Below are 16591 nucleotides of genomic sequence, written 5' to 3'. Positions count from 1 at the left end.
TGGCGTGACTCCATACGTCATGGCCGCGTTACTTCTGCGATTGCATTAGCGCACGACGTGAGCGGATGCCGCGTGGCCTTTCACGCGAAGCACGTTGCCTTCCGGCGTGGTTTGCCGCGGAATCTCGGACATGTCTGGTTCTTCGTTGCGCAAGGTCTTTTGCGCAATACCTTGCTTCGCCACGAGCCGTGGAGCAGTTGCCAGCGCGCGCGGCGAACGCAGCTTTTTCGCGTGCAAGGCCACATGGCGTCGTACTGCGAGCCTGTGTGCGGTAGCCACCCGGTGCGGGGCAGTCGCGCGCGCCTCAGGCGGATTCCACACCTCCGAATAGGTGCCGGCCCCGAAAGCCATCGGCGCGAACGCCGCCGTCAGTAACGCAAGTCCAAGTTTTCTCACGATTCCCCCTGCCTGCCTGTCATTGCTGCCACTTTTTGCAAGCCATCGGCTGATGCATGCATCAGCCGTGGCAGCCTGCGCAATAGCGGCGGTTCCGTGTGGGATACTGTACATCCATACAGGTTTTATCGCAATGGGATCTGCTTGGGCTGGTCATGTCGGCAGCGCGAGGAGCAAGGGCCCTGCGGGCGATGTGGCCCGTGACGAAGTCCTCGCACAGTTTCCGCTCCGTGTATGATTCCGGCGGCGAAGCTATCACAGGCTGATTTGGTGCCTTGCGAGCAGGAACGGGGGCGTCGCCAGCGTCGTGGCGCGTGCGAACGTCTTGCCACTCGCCCAGCTTTTGCCGACGCGTCCGGCCGTCGTTCTAGCTGTTTCGCGGCCTTGGCATCGAACCTCATGGTCGGCGCAGGTTTTCGGCTGGCGAGTGAAAAAAGCTACGCTAACGTCTTGAACTCAGCAACCTGCAGACGACCGACTACTGATACGAAAAGCCCTTATTTCAAGGGCATTTGACAAAGAAGCACCCCGCGCGATACGCCTCTCGCGGGAAGACGAAGGAACCGTCCTGAATGCTGGCAGAACAACGTCATCAATACATCCTGGCGCAAGTCGCCAAAACCGGCGCGCTTTCGGTCGCCGAACTGGTGCGCGAATTGAACGTGTCGCGCGAGACGATCCGCCGCGACCTTAACGCGCTGGCCGGGCGCGGCCTGCTCGTCACCACGCATGGCGGCGCGCTATCGAGCGACCGGCGCGAACCCGATCTCGACACCCGCGAAGCCGCGAATGCGGGCGCGAAGCGTGCGATCGGCGAGCGCGCCGCGCAGTTCGTTCCGGACGGCGCGTCGCTGATCGTGGACTCCGGCAGCACCACGCAGGCCGTCGCGCGAGCCTTGCTCGACCGCCACCGCCTGTCGGTCTATACCAATGACTGGCGCATCGCGCTCTTGCTCGGCCGGCGCAATGACAACCGCGTCACGCTGCTCGGTGGCGAGCTTTCCGACATCGAAGACGCGACGTTCGGGCTCGATACCGTGCACCAGCTCACGCAATATCACGCGGACTTCGCCTTCATCGGCGCGGGCGGCATCTCGCCCGACGGCTATCTGACCGACTACAGCCGCATGGCCGCCGAGGTGCGCAGCCGCATGATCGCCGCCGCCGACACCGTGGTCGTCGTCGCCGATCATTCGAAGTTCGGCCGCGTGACGCCTGTGCGCATCAACGGTATCGAATCGGCGCGCTATCTCGTGACCGAGCTGGCGCCCGAGCGCTCGCTCGGCAAGGCGATCACCGATCATGGTCCGGAAATCGTGATTGCCTGAGCGACGCGCGCAAGCAGGCAGATGCCCAGGCCGCCGCGCCGTACGACGCGCGGCGGTTGCAAAAAGGCGCATGCAACACGCCCACACAACCGCCCGGTCACGCGTCCGCGCAATTCGTTCGCTGATACCCGCCACGCATCCGGCGGCAACGTCGGAATTCCCCGGCATGTTCTCCTGGCACTTCGTTGCAGCTTGGCTATTATTGGCGAATTGTGTCGTTTTTTGGAATTCGACAGAATGGTCATGGCGTTGTCATCGAAACCTGTGATCCTTGCCGTGCCCATGCAGGCGCGGCAGGCAGCGCGAAGGTCGTAAGCAGCTGTATGCCGGGGCAAACATCACGCGTTCGGGTTGTCGGCAATCTGCAATCCACACGGGACAGCGGCGCCGCCGCCGGGCAACATGCAGGCAAACGAGCAGTCAACACGCACGCAACGGTTACGCAAACAGCAAGCAGCACGCAACCAGCAAGCGAGCAGCACGCAGCGGACATGCAAGCAGCACGCAGGCAACAGATAAAAGCGCAAACGGCGCGGCCCACGCGCCGTTCAATCACAACAGGTATCGGGTTTTCCCGGCCGTCTGGTTTTAAGCCTTTCGGAGAAGCGACATGACAAAGACCAATTCCTCTCAAGCCACGGGCCTCGCACGCAAGCTGTTGCCGGCGCTGCTGGCCGCCACGTTGTTCGGCGGCGCGGCGATACAGGCGCACGCGGCCGACGCCGTCGTGCTCTACACCGCCGACGGCCTCGAAAATCTCTACAAGGACGTACTGCCGGCCTTCGAAAAGAAGGAAGGCGTGAAGGTGAACATCGTCACTGCGGGCAGCGGGGAAGTGGTGAACCGCGCGACGATCGAGAAAGATCAGCCGAAGGCCGACGTGCTCGTGACCTTGCCGCCGTTCATCCAGCAAGCGGACCAGAACGGTCTGCTGCAGGCTTATCAGAGCGCGAACTACAAGAACGTCCCGGCGATCGCGAAGGCATCCAATGGCGCGTGGGCGACCTTCGTGAACAACTACTTCTCGTTCGCGATCAATCCTGAAGTCACGAAAAACGCGCCGAAGACTTTCGCCGATCTGCTGCATCCCGACTACAGCGGCAAGATCGCGTACTCGAATCCGGCGACGGCCGGCGACGGCATGGCCGTGATCATCCTGACGTCGTCGCTGATGGGCGAGGACAAGGCGTTCGAGTATCTGAAGAAGCTCGAGCAAAGCGCCAAGTTCCACACCAAGGGCACGGGCTATCTGGACGTGCTGCTCTCGCGTAACGAAATCGCGTTCGCGAACGGCGATCTGCAAATGGATCTCGACGACGCGGCCAACGGCGGCTTGTCGCTCAAGCCGGTGTTTCTCGCGGCGGCGCCGGGCGGCCAGCCGACCACGTTCCAGTTGCCTTACGCGATCGGTCTGATCAAGAACGGTCCGAACCAGGCGCAAGGCAAGAAGCTGATCGACTATCTGATGTCGACGGAAGTGCAAGCGAAAGTGCCGGACATCTTCGGCATTCCTGGCCGCACCGACGTGCCGCTCGCCGGCAAGAACGGCGAAACGGTCAAGCAGGCCATCGCGGGCGTGAAGCTGATTCCGGTGGACTGGAATCAGGTCATGGCGAAGAAAGCCGATTGGACCGCGCGCTGGAAGAACGACGTGGTCGGTTCGTCGGGCAAGCAGATCGAAGTCGTCAAGCCGAAGTAACTTCGCAATACGCAGTAAATCTGGAACATGCAGCGCCTGCGCGATCTTTTTGAGCCGCCACGGCGCTGCACGCGCATCAATCTTGTTGGAGGATGAACCCGGTGAATACCGCCAGTCTTGCTGATCCAGGCGCGCTCGGCGCGTCGCCGGACGCCCTCGGCGCGGCGCGTTCGGACGCGCCCGGCGGCGTGCAGATCGACCATCTGACGGTGCGCTTCGGCTCGCGCACCGTGCTCGACGATCTGTCGCTGACGATCCAGCGCGGCGAGTTGCTGACCGTGCTCGGCCGCAGCGGCTGCGGCAAGACCACGCTGCTGCGCTTCATCGCCGGTTTCATCGAGGCGGACGGGTTGTCGGGCACGCTGACCGTTGCCGGTCACGATCTCACGCACGTATCGCCGCATAAGCGCAATCTCGGTCTGCTGTTCCAGAGCTATGCGCTGTTTCCGCATCTGTCGGTGTTCGAGAACGTCGCGTTCGGCTTGCGCGCGCGGCGCATATCGGCGAAAGACATCACGCGTCGCGTCGCCGATGCGTTGAAGCTCGTGCAACTCGGCGACGCCGGGCATGTGATGCCCGCGCAGCTTTCTGGCGGCATGCAGCAGCGCGTGGCACTCGCCCGCGCGCTGGTGATCGAGCCGGACGTGCTGCTGCTCGACGAGCCGCTGTCCGCACTCGACGCCAACCTGCGCGCGTCGGTGCGCTCCGAACTCAAGGCACTGCACGAGCGCCTGCCGCATCTGACGATTGTCTGCGTGACGCACGATCAGGACGACGCGCTCGTGCTGTCCGACCGCACGCTGCTGATGCGCGACGGACGCATCGCGCAGCTCGGCACGCCGCAACAGTTATACGACGCGCCGGCCGACGCGTTCGTCGCGCGCTATCTCGGCGCGGCCAATCTGCTGCCGCCGCAAGTCGCTTTCAGCATGGACGACGCGCGCTATAACGAGCGTGAGCGCGTCGCTTGTCTGCGGCCCGAGGCGCTGCGCATCGTGCCGCTCGGCGAAGGGCACTTGCATGGCGCGATCGCGTCGGTGGAATGGTATGGCGCGGTGTTGTCGGTTTCCGTCATGCTGGATGCAATGCCGAACGAACCGGTGCTCGTCACGATGCAGCGCGGCCACGGCATGATGCCGGAGAAAGGCGCGCGTGTTTCCCTGCGTTATGAGGCTGACGATGTCGTCCTTATCAAGCCCTGAGGCGCCGGCTTCGCTGACCGCGTCGGCATCGGCGTCGGCATCGGCGTCGGCGTCCGCTTCCGCAGCCGCCGACGCTCGCCGCAGCGCGAGCGCCGCTTCGCATCGCGCCGCGGTGAAGCGTCGCCAGCGCGCGGCGCAATGGCATCTGCTGTTCATCGCGGTGGTCGTGCTCGGACCGCTCGTCATCTATCCGCTCGTGCGGCTGGTGGCGCTGAGTTTGAGCGGGCCGCATGGCTTCGGTCTGCAAGCGTACGCGGCATTCTTCGGCAATCCGGAAACGCGCGGCGTGATCGGCACGACGCTGTGGATTCTGTTCGCGAGCGCCGGACTCGCGTCGCTGCTCGGCGTCGCGCTTGCCTCGCTGCTGTTCTTCAAGCCGTTTCCCGGCGCGCGCCTCGTCACGCGTTTTCTCGAACTGTTCGTCGCGTTCCCGTCGTTCCTCGTCGCCTTCACGCTGATCTTTTTGTACGGCTCGCAGGGCTCCGTGAGCATCGGCTTGCAACGGCTCTTTCATCTGCAAGCGCCGCCGCTCGATTTTCTGTTCGGCGTGGGCGGCGTGATTCTCGCGGAAGTCGTGTTCTACGCGCCGTTCGTCGTTCGCCCGACGCTGGCCTCGTTCGCCACGCTCGACATGCGTCTGATCGAAGCCGCCCGCAGCCTCGGCGCGAGCGGCTGGATGGTCGCGTTCAAGGTGATCGTGCCGCTCGCGTGGCCGGGCATCGCGGCCGGCACGATCCTGTGCTTTCTGCTCACGCTCAACGAGTTCGGCATTCTGCTCGTGCTCGGCAGCGCGCATCTGATCACGTTGCCGGTCGCGATCTACAGTTCGGCCACCGTCGATCTCGATCTGCCGACGGCCGCCGCCGGCGCGGTCGTGATGCTCGTCATGTCTTTGTCGCTGTACGCGTTGTACCGCCAGGTCAATCGCCGCAAGGTGAAAGGAGCGGGTCATGGCCGATGAACTCGATCCGACCGTGCTGCCGGTCATGCACATGAAGGCGCGGCCGGTGCGCCGCAGTCTCGTCGTCAGAATGCTCGGCGGATTGTTCCTCGGCTTTGCGGCGCTGTTGTGCTTCTGGCTTTTCGTGTTGCCGGTGATCGTGGTCGCGCTTTCGAGCGTGGCGGCTCACTGGTCGGGCACGATCCTGCCCGACGGCTTCAGCACGCGCTGGTTCGAGCGGCTCTCGTCGAGCGATTTCGACGCGCTGACGACGAGCCTCGAAATCGGCATGGGCGTCGCCGTGCTCGGCACGATTCTCGGGCTCTGGCTCGCGCTTGCGCTCGAAGGACGCGACCGGCGCGGCCTCGGCGCCTTCGTCGACACCATCGCGATGATGCCCAACGGCGTGCCGAGCGTCGTGCTCGGGCTCGCGGTGCTGATCGCATATCACAAGCGGCCGGTGGATTTGTCGAGCTCGGCGGCGATCGTCGTGTTCGTGCAACTCGCGCTGGTCCTGCCGTTCTGCTACCGATGCGCGGCCGCCGCGCTGCGCCCCGAATTGACGGTTCTGCGCGAAGCGGCCGCGAGCCTCGGCGCGCCTCCGTCGATGGTGCTGCGCCGCGTCGTGCTGCCGCAACTCGTGCCGGCGATCCGCGCGAGTCTCGCGCTCGGCTTCGCGTTGTCGCTCGGCGAACTGGGCGCGACGCTCACGGTTTATCCGCCGGGCTTCGCGACGGTGCCGATCGTGGTCGTCGGTCAGGTGGAGCGTGGTTATTACTTGCCGGCGTCGGCGCTGTCGCTGATCTTGCTGCTCGTTTCGCTTGCCGCGCTGCTCGTCATTGCCGCGCGCGTGCCGCGTCGCCGGATCGACTGAGCCCGCATTCACGATTTCCCTGCTTGCGTTGCGCGTCTGGCTCACGAGACGCCGTCGCGCAAACGTCCTTTTTGATGTGGCGAAATTTGTCAAAATGACCGAATATATGCAAGATGCTTCCGTCGATCCGATTGAGGTTGTGCGCAGGCATTCGCTGACGGCGCTGGTCCGCGACGAAATCGAAAGGCACATCGTCGAGGGCGAGCTTGCGCCGGGCGACAAGCTCAACGAAGCGGAGTGGGCCGCGCGTCTGCGAGTGTCGCGCGGGCCGGTGCGCGAGGCGTTTCGGGCGCTCGAGCAGGCGGGGCTCGTGCGCACTGAGAAGAACCGCGGCGTGTTCGTGCGGACGGTGTCGCTCGCCGAGGCGGACGAAATTTACGCGGTGCGCGCCGTGCTCGAGGAGGCAGCGTGCCGCATGCTGGCCGCGAGCATCGACGCGCAACAACTGGCGGTGCTGCGCGACTGGCTCGACGCGATGCGCACCGCGCTCGACACGCAGGACGCCGACGCGTATGCGCGTGCCAACGTCGCGTTTCACGATGCGATCGTGGCGGCGGCCGGCAATGTGAAGCTGTATGAGACGTATCGAAGGCTGGTGAGCGAGCTGAGTCTCTTTCGCCGCGCGGCGCTGGTCGTGCATGCCGACGCGATGGAGCGCTCGCTGGCCGAGCATCGCGCGATTCTGACCGCGCTGGCTTCACGCGACGCCGCGCGTGCTGCGGCGCTGATGCAGGCTCATGTGCACGGCGGCTTGCAGCGCGCGCATGCGGCGTGCGAGGAAAGCGGCGCGGCGGCAGGCCAGTTGGATGCGGCGCGATTTACGCCGGCGTCGGACGAGTGAAGCGATGAGGTGGGTTTAACCGATTGGCTCGAGCACGCGTGCGCGGCACGCAGGGACGGGAACAATGGCAAGCACGAACGAAGAAACGGTTGGGCGGATGATTGAAGTCAACGGCCGCCGCTACAGGCTGCCGTCGCGGCCGACGGTCGTGGTGTGCGTCGACGGCTGTGAGTTCGATTATCTCGAGGCGGCGGTCGCGGCCGGCGTTGCGCCGTTCATCGGCAAGATGCTGAAGGGCGGCGCGGCGTTCAAGGGCGATTGCGTGATCCCGTCGTTCACCAACCCGAACAATCTGTCGATCGTGTGCGGCGTGCCGCCTTCGGTGCATGGCATCTGCGGCAATTACTTCTTGGACCCGGACGCGAACGATGGTGCGGGCGCCGAAGTGATGATGAACGATCCGGCCTATCTGCGCGCCGGCACGTTGCTGGCTGCCGCGAGCGAAGCCGGTGCGGCGGTCGCCGTCGTCACCGCGAAAGACAAGTTGCGCCGCTTGCTGGGCTGGCAGTTGAACGGCATCTGCTTTTCGGCGGAAAAAGCGGACACGGTGACGCGCGAGGAAAACGGCATCGACGAAGTGCTCGGTCTGGTCGGCTTGCCGCTGCCCGACGTGTACAGCGCGGCGCTGTCGGAGTTCGTGTTCGCGGCGGGCGTGCGGCTCGCGCAAACGCGCACGCTCGACCTGATGTATCTGTCCACGACCGATTACATCCAGCACAAATTCGCGCCGGGCACCGAAGGCGCGAACGCGTTCTACGCGATGATGGACGGCTATCTCGCGCAACTCGACGCGCTCGGCTGGGTGATCGGACTGACCGCCGATCACGGCATGAACGCGAAGCACGATCCGCAAAGCGGCGAGCCGAATGTGATCTATCTGCAGGACGTGCTGGACGAATGGCTCGGCGCTCGCAAGGCGCGCGTGATTCTGCCGATCACGGACCCGTACGTGGTGCATCACGGCGCGCTCGGTTCGTTCGCGACAATCTATTTGCCACGCGATGTGAGCGCCGCGCAGGTGATCGAGCGTATTCGCGGCCTTGCGGGAGTCGAACTCGTGCTCGATAACCGCGCCGCGTGCGAACGCTTCGAGTTGCCCAACGACCGCGTCGGCGACATTGTTGTGATCGGCACGAAGCATGTCGTGCTCGGCACGCGCCGCGACGAGCACGATCTTTCCGGATTGACCGTGCCGTTGCGCTCGCATGGCGGCTTGTCGGAACAGGAAGTGCCGCTGCTTTTCAATCGGCGCGTAGAGGGATTGCCGACCGCGGACAGTGGCCGGCGGCTGCGCAACTTCGATATCTTCGACGTCGCATTGAACCGCGTGTCGGCATCATGAACACGACGCTGCGGGACCATCCGGCCTTCCGGGCGGAAACGCTGCGGCTCGAAGGCGAACGCGCGGCGCGTCCTCGCTCGTTCGACGTGTTCGATCCGTACACGGGTACGCGCGTGGGCACGGCGGCGCTTGCAAGCGTCGACGATGTGCGCGCCGCGTTCAACTACGCCGCGGCTTATCAGCCGAAGCTCACGCGCTATGAACGCTCGCAGATTCTCGAGCGCGCGGCCGCTTTGTTGCGCGAGAGAACCGAAGAGGCGTCGGATCTGATCTCGCTGGAATCGGGTCTGTCGAAGCAGGACTCGCGATATGAAATTGGCCGCGTCGCCGACGTGTTCAAGTTCGCCGCGATGGAAGCATTGCGCGACGACGGGCAGAGTTTCGCGTGCGATCTGACGCCGCACGGCAAGCGGCGGCGCGTGTTTTCGCAGCGCGAGCCGCTCGCCGGCGTGATCGTCGCCATCACGCCGTTTAACCATCCGATGAACCAGGTCGCGCATAAGATCGCGCCGGCAATCGCGACGAATAATCGCGTCGTGGTGAAGCCGTCGGAGAAGGTGCCGTTGTCGGCGCTTTATCTCGCCGACATTCTGTATGAGGCCGGTTTGCCCGCGCCGATGTTGCAAGTGCTGACCGGCGACCCGCGCGAAATCGCCGATGAACTCATCACGCATCCGCTGGCTGAACTCGTCACGTTCACGGGCGGCGTGGCGATCGGCAAATACATCGCGGCGAAGGCGGCGTATCGGCGTGTCGTGCTGGAGTTGGGCGGCAACGATCCGCTGATCGTGCTCGACGACGCCGATCTCGAGCGCGCGGCGACGCTCGCCGTGCAGGGCTCGTACAAGAACTCCGGTCAACGCTGCACGGCGGTCAAGCGGATGCTCGTGCAACAACGCGTCGCGGCGGATTTCGCCGAGCTGGTCGTCGAGAAGACGCGGGCTTGGCGCTTCGGCGATCCATTCGATGCGGCCAATCAGATGGGCACGGTCATCGACGTCGCGGCGGCGCAGCTTTTCGAATCGCGCGTGAACGAGGCGATTGCGGGCGGCGCGCGTTTGCTTGTCGGCAATCGGCGCAATGGCGCGCTGTATTCGCCGACGGTGCTCGACAGAGTTGAGCCCGAAATGAGCGTGGTGCGCGAGGAAACCTTCGGGCCGGTGTCGCCGATCATCACGTTCGACACGCTCGACGACGCTATCCGTATCAGCAACGGCACGCGATTCGGTTTGTCGTCGGGCGTGTGCACGAACCGACAGGACGCGATCACGCGTTTCATCAACGAGTTGCGGGTGGGCACGGTCAACGTGTGGGAAGTGCCGGGCTATCGGATCGAGTTGACGCCGTTCGGCGGAATCAAGGATTCGGGGCTCGGCTATAAGGAAGGCGTTCAGGAAGCGATGAAGAGCTTTACCAATCTGAAAATCTTTTCATTACCGTGGGAGTGACGGCGTGGCACTGAGTGTGAGCGACATCCGTTCGCTATTCGAGCAATATGGCGGCATCGCTTATAGCGGCGAACCGGTCACGCAACTCCAGCATGCATTGCAAAGCGGCGTGTTAGCGGAAGAGGCTGGCGCGAACGACGAACTCGTCGCCGCCGCGTTTTTGCACGACCTCGGGCATTTGCTCAATCTGCAAGGCGCGACGCCGACGGAGCGGGGCATCGACGATCTGCACCAGTACTTCGCGTTGCCGTTTCTGCGCGCCGTGCTGCCGGACGCGGTACTGGAGCCGATTCGTCTGCATGTGGACGCAAAGCGCTGCCTTTGCGCCATCGACGACGCGTATTTCGACCAGCTTTCCGCCGATTCGGTGCGAAGTCTGCAGTTGCAAGGCGGGATCTTCAGCCGCGACGAAGCCGAAGCGTTTCTCGAGAAGCCATACGCACAGGACGCGCTGCGTCTGCGTAAATGGGACGACCGCGCAAAAGAAGAAAATCGCGCGACGCCGGGTATCGATCACTACCTCGCAGTGGTTGAGCGCGTCATGCATAAGCGCGCGATTTCGGGAGTTTGAACGGTCCGGTTTTCATAGCTCGTGACGACCGTTCTCGAGCAATTTCCTTATGTGGAAATAACGCTTGCAAGGCGCCGGCCGGCTCGCTAGAATCTCGCTCTTTCGTGCTCCGGACGCCGGGGCACGGGAAGCGGGAGAGCCAATAGCGGCAAGGCTTCCAGCGGTGGCGGCAGGGTGAGTCAGTAGCAAAAACCTGTTGACGGCGCGACGGAAGTTCTTCATAATCTCGCTTCTCTGCTGCTGATGCAGCGACGCAGGACGAAGCAGTGCCGGGGTGGTTGAAATGGGCGCTGTGAAGTGTGCGAACCGATCTTTAAAAACTAACAGCCGATAAGTGTGGGCGCTTGATGCGCGACGCGCGCCGGGTTGCGGGGTTTAGCTCCGGAGCCGGGCGAGAAGCGAAAGTATCAAGTCTCACACAGTAATGAAAGGAAGGTTTGGTCATCGAGAGATGGTTAGACACTTCGTCAGTACGTTGAGTGAGCGACCGGGTTCGAAAGAGCCCGAAAACAGTAACAGGTTTGAACTGAAGAGTTTGATCCTGGCTCAGATTGAACGCTGGCGGCATGCCTTACACATGCAAGTCGAACGGCAGCACGGGAGCAATCCTGGTGGCGAGTGGCGAACGGGTGAGTAATACATCGGAACGTGTCCTGTAGTGGGGGATAGCCCGGCGAAAGCCGGATTAATACCGCATACGCTCTGCGGAGGAAAGCGGGGGATCCTTCGGGACCTCGCGCTACAGGGGCGGCCGATGGCAGATTAGCTAGTTGGTGGGGTAAAGGCCTACCAAGGCGACGATCTGTAGCTGGTCTGAGAGGACGACCAGCCACACTGGGACTGAGACACGGCCCAGACTCCTACGGGAGGCAGCAGTGGGGAATTTTGGACAATGGGCGCAAGCCTGATCCAGCAATGCCGCGTGTGTGAAGAAGGCCTTCGGGTTGTAAAGCACTTTTGTCCGGAAAGAAAACCGCCTGGCTAATATCCGGGCGGGATGACGGTACCGGAAGAATAAGCACCGGCTAACTACGTGCCAGCAGCCGCGGTAATACGTAGGGTGCAAGCGTTAATCGGAATTACTGGGCGTAAAGCGTGCGCAGGCGGTTCGCTAAGACAGATGTGAAATCCCCGGGCTTAACCTGGGAACTGCATTTGTGACTGGCGGGCTAGAGTATGGCAGAGGGGGGTAGAATTCCACGTGTAGCAGTGAAATGCGTAGAGATGTGGAGGAATACCGATGGCGAAGGCAGCCCCCTGGGCCAATACTGACGCTCATGCACGAAAGCGTGGGGAGCAAACAGGATTAGATACCCTGGTAGTCCACGCCCTAAACGATGTCAACTGGTTGTCGGGCCTTCATTGGCTTGGTAACGTAGCTAACGCGTGAAGTTGACCGCCTGGGGAGTACGGTCGCAAGATTAAAACTCAAAGGAATTGACGGGGACCCGCACAAGCGGTGGATGATGTGGATTAATTCGATGCAACGCGAAAAACCTTACCTACCCTTGACATGTACGGAAGTCCGCTGAGAGGTGGATGTGCCCGAAAGGGAGCCGTAACACAGGTGCTGCATGGCTGTCGTCAGCTCGTGTCGTGAGATGTTGGGTTAAGTCCCGCAACGAGCGCAACCCTTGTCCCTAGTTGCTACGCAAGAGCACTCCAGGGAGACTGCCGGTGACAAACCGGAGGAAGGTGGGGATGACGTCAAGTCCTCATGGCCCTTATGGGTAGGGCTTCACACGTCATACAATGGTCGGAACAGAGGGTCGCCAAGCCGCGAGGTGGAGCCAATCCCAGAAAACCGATCGTAGTCCGGATCGCACTCTGCAACTCGAGTGCGTGAAGCTGGAATCGCTAGTAATCGCGGATCAGCATGCCGCGGTGAATACGTTCCCGGGTCTTGTACACACCGCCCGTCACACCATGGGAGTGGGTTTTACCAGAAGTGGCTAGTCTAACCGCAAGGAGGACGGTCACCACGGTAGGATTCATGACTGGGGTGAAGTCGTAACAAGGTAGCCGTATCGGAAGGTGCGGCTGGATCACCTCCTTTCCAGAGCTGAACGTGTCAAACGTTGAGCGCTCACGCTTATCGGCTGTAGTGAAGAAACGCAGACAGACTCAGGGGTCTGTAGCTCAGTCGGTTAGAGCACCGTCTTGATAAGGCGGGGGTCGATGGTTCGAATCCATCCAGACCCACCATGTCATGTCTGGTGAGCTGATGGACTGAAACCTCTGGTGCTGCTGTGCAGTGACTTGGGGGATTAGCTCAGCTGGGAGAGCACCTGCTTTGCAAGCAGGGGGTCGTCGGTTCGATCCCGTCATCCTCCACCAATCCTCAATGCGTAGCGTTCTGTGAAACAGGCAGAGCGTTGTGCATTGGCGATTGAGCCAGTCAGCAAGTGGTATGAAGCAGAGCTTTGTATCGGCTGTCGTTCTTTAACAATCAGGAAGAAGTAGTAAAGAGATTCACGAAAGCATGCTTAGAGATGGGTGTGCGAGTAGGTGAATCAGGGTTGTGATTGTATCGATGTATTTTAAAGGTAATCGAAAGATTGCTCTTGGAATACGGCGCAACACGAATACTCAACCTGTAGCGAGTGATCGGATCGCTGGTCCCCTTCGGGGATCGGGCCAGAGTAAGTGCTAAAGCACTAACACTGGCCGAGAAGACACACCCGTTATAGGGTCAAGCGAACAAGTGCATGTGGTGGATGCCTTGGCGATCACAGGCGATGAAGGACGCGGTAGCCTGCGAAAAGCTACGGGGAGCTGGCAAACGAGCTTTGATCCGTAGATGTCCGAATGGGGAAACCCACCTCTTTTGAGGTATCCGTGGCTGAATACATAGGCCATGTGAAGCGAACGCGGTGAACTGAAACATCTAAGTAACCGCAGGAAAAGAAATCAACCGAGATTCCCAGAGTAGTGGCGAGCGAAATGGGACCAGCCTGTACTCTTTATCTTCATTGTTAGTCGAAGGCTCTGGAAAGTGCCGCCATAGCAGGTGATAGCCCTGTAGACGAAAACAGCGAGGAAGAACTAGGTGTACGACAAGTAGGGCGGGACACGTGAAATCCTGTCTGAAGATGGGGGGACCATCCTCCAAGGCTAAATACTCGTGATCGACCGATAGTGAACCAGTACCGTGAGGGAAAGGCGAAAAGAACCCCGGGAGGGGAGTGAAACAGATCCTGAAACCGCATGCATACAAACAGTCGGAGCCTTCGCAAGAGGGTGACGGCGTACCTTTTGTATAATGGGTCAGCGACTTACATTCAGTGGCAAGCTTAACCGATTAGGGCAGGCGTAGCGAAAGCGAGTCCGAACAGGGCGTTCAGTCGCTGGGTGTAGACCCGAAACCAGGTGATCTATCCATGGCCAGGATGAAGGTGCGGTAACACGTACTGGAGGTCCGAACCCACTAACGTTGAAAAGTTAGGGGATGAGCTGTGGATAGGGGTGAAAGGCTAAACAAACCTGGAAATAGCTGGTTCTCTCCGAAAACTATTTAGGTAGTGCCTCGTGTATCACCTTCGGGGGTAGAGCACTGTCATGGTTGTGGGGTCCATTGCGGATTACTACGCCATAGCAAACTCCGAATACCGAAGAGTGCAATCACGGGAGACAGACATCGGGTGCTAACGTCCGGTGTCAAGAGGGAAACAACCCAGACCGCCAGCTAAGGTCCCCAAATATGGCTAAGTGGGAAACGAAGTGGGAAGGCTAAAACAGTCAGGAGGTTGGCTTAGAAGCAGCCATCCTTTAAAGAAAGCGTAATAGCTCACTGATCGAGTCGTCCTGCGCGGAAGATGTAACGGGGCTAAGCCATATACCGAAGCTGCGGATGCACATTTATGTGCATGGTAGGAGAGCGTTCCGTAAGCCTGCGAAGGTGCACTGGAAAGTGTGCTGGAGGTATCGGAAGTGCGAATGCTGACATGAGTAGCGATAAAGGGGGTGAAAGGCCCCCTCGCCGTAAGCCCAAGGTTTCCTACGCAACGTTCATCGGCGTAGGGTGAGTCGGCCCCTAAGGCGAGGCAGAAATGCGTAGCTGATGGGAAGCAGGTTAATATTCCTGCACCAGTGTTGAATGCGATGGGGGGACGGATCGCGGAAGGTTGTCCGGGTGTTGGAAGTCCCGGTCCTTGCATTGGAGAAGGCGCTTTGGCAAATCCGGGCGCGGAATTCAAGGGTGCGAGGCCAGTCGTTTAGGCGACGAAGCAATCGGAAGTGGTTCCAGGAAAAGCCTCTAAGCTTCAGTTCAACAGTGACCGTACCGCAAACCGACACAGGTGGGCGAGATGAGTATTCTAAGGCGCTTGAGAGAACTCGGGAGAAGGAACTCGGCAAATTGGTACCGTAACTTCGGGATAAGGTACGCCCCTGTAGCCTGACTGGCCTGCGCCAGAAGGGTGAAGGGGTTGCAATAAACTGGTGGCTGCGACTGTTTAATAAAAACACAGCACTCTGCAAACACGAAAGTGGACGTATAGGGTGTGACGCCTGCCCGGTGCCGGAAGATTAAATGATGGGGTGCAAGCTCCTGATTGAAGTCCCGGTAAACGGCGGCCGTAACTATAACGGTCCTAAGGTAGCGAAATTCCTTGTCGGGTAAGTTCCGACCTGCACGAATGGCGTAACGATGGCCACACTGTCTCCTCCCGAGACTCAGCGAAGTTGAAGTGTTTGTGATGATGCAATCTCCCCGCGGCTAGACGGAAAGACCCCATGAACCTTTACTGTAGCTTTGCATTGGACTTTGAACCGGTCTGTGTAGGATAGGTGGGAGGCTGTGAAGCGTGAACGCCAGTTTGCGTGGAGCCATCCTTGAAATACCACCCTGATCTGTTTGAGGTTCTAACCCTGGTCCGTGAATCCGGATCGGGGACAGTGCATGGTAGGCAGTTTGACTGGGGCGGTCTCCTCCCAAAGTGTAACGGAGGAGTACGAAGGTACGCTAGGTACGGTCGGAAATCGTGCTGATAGTGCAATGGCATAAGCGTGCTTAACTGCGAGACCGACAAGTCGAGCAGGTGCGAAAGCAGGTCATAGTGATCCGGTGGTTCTGTATGGAAGGGCCATCGCTCAACGGATAAAAGGTACTCTGGGGATAACAGGCTGATACCGCCCAAGAGTTCATATCGACGGCGGTGTTTGGCACCTCGATGTCGGCTCATCTCATCCTGGGGCTGTAGCCGGTCCCAAGGGTATGGCTGTTCGCCATTTAAAGAGGTACGTGAGCTGGGTTTAAAACGTCGTGAGACAGTTTGGTCCCTATCTGCCGTGGGCGCTGGATATTTGAAGGGGGCTGCTCCTAGTACGAGAGGACCGGAGTGGACGAACCTCTGGTGTACCGGTTGTCACGCCAGTGGCATCGCCGGGTAGCTATGTTCGGAAGAGATAACCGCTGAAAGCATCTAAGCGGGAAACTCGCCTTAAGATGAGATATCCCCGGGGCTTCGAGCCCCTTGAAGGGTCGTTCAAGACCAGGACGTTGATAGGTCAGGTGTGTAAGCGCAGTAATGCGTTCAGCTAACTGATACTAATTGCCCGTAAGGCTTGATCCTATAACAGGTGTGTGTCGGCAGCCGTTAGTGCTTCAGCACTTATGGATGCCCCACCCTGCGCCACGCGCAGGGTCTTATGCAGACCACACACGGTTGAGTGATCGATGTTGTGCCTCGAACAACACAGCCCAAACAGCTTTACCCTGGTGAGCATCACCAGAAACTACTTCTTCCAGATTGGTTGTGTTGGCCCAAAACCCAGCACGACAACAAGTCATGCCTGATGACCATAGCGAGTCGGTCCCACCCCTTCCCATCCCGAACAGGACCGTGAAACGACTCCACGCCGATGATAGTGCGGATTACCCGTGTGAAAGTAGGTAATCGTCAGGCTCCCCAGCAGTGTCAGAAACCCCACCCCGCAAAGGTGGGGTTTC

The 16591-nt window shown here is 60.6% G+C and carries 10 protein-coding genes, 2 tRNA genes and 3 rRNA genes; 14 read left to right on the top strand and 1 reads right to left on the bottom strand.

All coding sequences use genetic code 11. The features are described from left to right. Window positions 1–45: 45 nt before the first annotated feature. Complete coding sequence (locus tag ABIE53_RS18875) at window positions 46–396, bottom strand: hypothetical protein (RefSeq protein WP_192699891.1); 351 nt, start codon at window positions 394–396, stop codon at window positions 46–48. A 572-nt stretch (window positions 397–968) separates the two neighbouring features. Here ABIE53_RS18875 and ABIE53_RS18870 point away from each other — a divergent pair. The 14 genes from ABIE53_RS18870 to rrf all read left to right on the top strand — a co-directional run bounded on the left by ABIE53_RS18870 (window position 969) and on the right by rrf (window position 16547). Further along, complete coding sequence (locus ABIE53_RS18870; RefSeq protein ID WP_006053235.1) at window positions 969–1724, top strand: DeoR/GlpR family DNA-binding transcription regulator; 756 nt, start codon at window positions 969–971, stop codon at window positions 1722–1724. 610 nt (window positions 1725–2334) lie between these two features. Further along, window positions 2335–3423, top strand: coding sequence for a 2-aminoethylphosphonate ABC transporter substrate-binding protein (phnS, locus tag ABIE53_RS18865; protein WP_029970318.1), 1089 nt, complete (start codon window positions 2335–2337; stop codon window positions 3421–3423). 101 nt (window positions 3424–3524) lie between these two features. Next, the gene (gene phnT / locus ABIE53_RS18860) at window positions 3525–4625 is read left to right on the top strand and encodes a 2-aminoethylphosphonate ABC transport system ATP-binding subunit PhnT (RefSeq protein WP_006053233.1); all 1101 of its coding nucleotides are present in this window, start codon (window positions 3525–3527) and stop codon (window positions 4623–4625) included. Further along, window positions 4603–5586, top strand: a complete 984-nt coding sequence (locus tag ABIE53_RS18855) for a 2-aminoethylphosphonate ABC transporter permease subunit (RefSeq protein ID WP_192699892.1) — start codon at window positions 4603–4605, stop codon at window positions 5584–5586. Before phnT ends, ABIE53_RS18855 begins: the two co-directional genes overlap by 23 nt. Further along, a complete protein-coding gene (gene phnV, locus ABIE53_RS18850; RefSeq protein ID WP_006053231.1) occupies window positions 5576–6439 on the top strand; it encodes a 2-aminoethylphosphonate ABC transport system, membrane component PhnV in 864 nt (287 codons plus the stop codon). Before ABIE53_RS18855 ends, phnV begins: the two co-directional genes overlap by 11 nt. A 94-nt stretch (window positions 6440–6533) precedes the next feature. After that, window positions 6534–7280: a phosphonate utilization associated transcriptional regulator gene (locus ABIE53_RS18845; protein WP_192699893.1), complete on the top strand. Its 747-nt coding sequence runs from the start codon at window positions 6534–6536 to the stop codon at window positions 7278–7280. A 64-nt stretch (window positions 7281–7344) separates the two neighbouring features. Next, window positions 7345–8622, top strand: coding sequence for a phosphonoacetate hydrolase (gene phnA, locus ABIE53_RS18840; RefSeq protein ID WP_192699894.1), 1278 nt, complete (start codon window positions 7345–7347; stop codon window positions 8620–8622). Further along, the gene (phnY, locus tag ABIE53_RS18835; protein ID WP_192699895.1) at window positions 8619–10070 is read left to right on the top strand and encodes a phosphonoacetaldehyde dehydrogenase; all 1452 of its coding nucleotides are present in this window, start codon (window positions 8619–8621) and stop codon (window positions 10068–10070) included. Before phnA ends, phnY begins: the two co-directional genes overlap by 4 nt. 4 nt (window positions 10071–10074) lie before the next feature. Continuing rightward, window positions 10075–10641, top strand: coding sequence for a phosphonate degradation HD-domain oxygenase (locus tag ABIE53_RS18830; RefSeq protein ID WP_029970323.1), 567 nt, complete (start codon window positions 10075–10077; stop codon window positions 10639–10641). 523 nt (window positions 10642–11164) lie between these two features. After that, window positions 11165–12697, top strand: a 16S ribosomal RNA gene (locus ABIE53_RS18825). A 72-nt stretch (window positions 12698–12769) separates the two neighbouring features. Beyond that, window positions 12770–12846 (top strand) — tRNA-Ile (locus ABIE53_RS18820). 56 nt (window positions 12847–12902) lie between these two features. Continuing rightward, a tRNA-Ala gene (locus ABIE53_RS18815) sits at window positions 12903–12978 on the top strand. Window positions 12979–13331: 353 nt separating this feature from the next. Beyond that, window positions 13332–16214 (top strand): 23S ribosomal RNA (locus ABIE53_RS18810). 219 nt (window positions 16215–16433) lie between these two features. After that, window positions 16434–16547, top strand: a 5S ribosomal RNA gene (gene rrf / locus ABIE53_RS18805). The 16S, 23S and 5S rRNA genes sit together here with 2 tRNA genes alongside, the layout of an rRNA operon. Window positions 16548–16591: the final 44 nt, after the last annotated feature.

The organism is Paraburkholderia sp. OAS925, from assembly GCF_040543975.1.
Lineage (GTDB): Bacteria > Pseudomonadota > Gammaproteobacteria > Burkholderiales > Burkholderiaceae > Paraburkholderia > Paraburkholderia graminis.
The sequence above is the reverse complement of the archived record's forward strand: the minus strand, read 5'-3'. Positions and strand labels throughout refer to the sequence as shown.

What these genes read in the sequence shown, in the direction of transcription:
- ABIE53_RS18870 (WP_006053235.1), top strand. Translation starts at nt 969, where the DNA reads ATGCTGGCAGAACAACGTCATCAATACATCCTGGCGCAAGTCGCCAAA.
- phnS (WP_029970318.1), top strand. Translation starts at nt 2,335, where the DNA reads ATGACAAAGACCAATTCCTCTCAAGCCACGGGCCTCGCACGCAAGCTG.
- ABIE53_RS18855 (WP_192699892.1), top strand. Translation starts at nt 4,603, where the DNA reads ATGTCGTCCTTATCAAGCCCTGAGGCGCCGGCTTCGCTGACCGCGTCG.
- phnV (WP_006053231.1), top strand. Translation starts at nt 5,576, where the DNA reads ATGGCCGATGAACTCGATCCGACCGTGCTGCCGGTCATGCACATGAAG.
- ABIE53_RS18845 (WP_192699893.1), top strand. Translation starts at nt 6,534, where the DNA reads ATGACCGAATATATGCAAGATGCTTCCGTCGATCCGATTGAGGTTGTG.
- phnA (WP_192699894.1), top strand. Translation starts at nt 7,345, where the DNA reads ATGGCAAGCACGAACGAAGAAACGGTTGGGCGGATGATTGAAGTCAAC.
- phnY (WP_192699895.1), top strand. Translation starts at nt 8,619, where the DNA reads ATGAACACGACGCTGCGGGACCATCCGGCCTTCCGGGCGGAAACGCTG.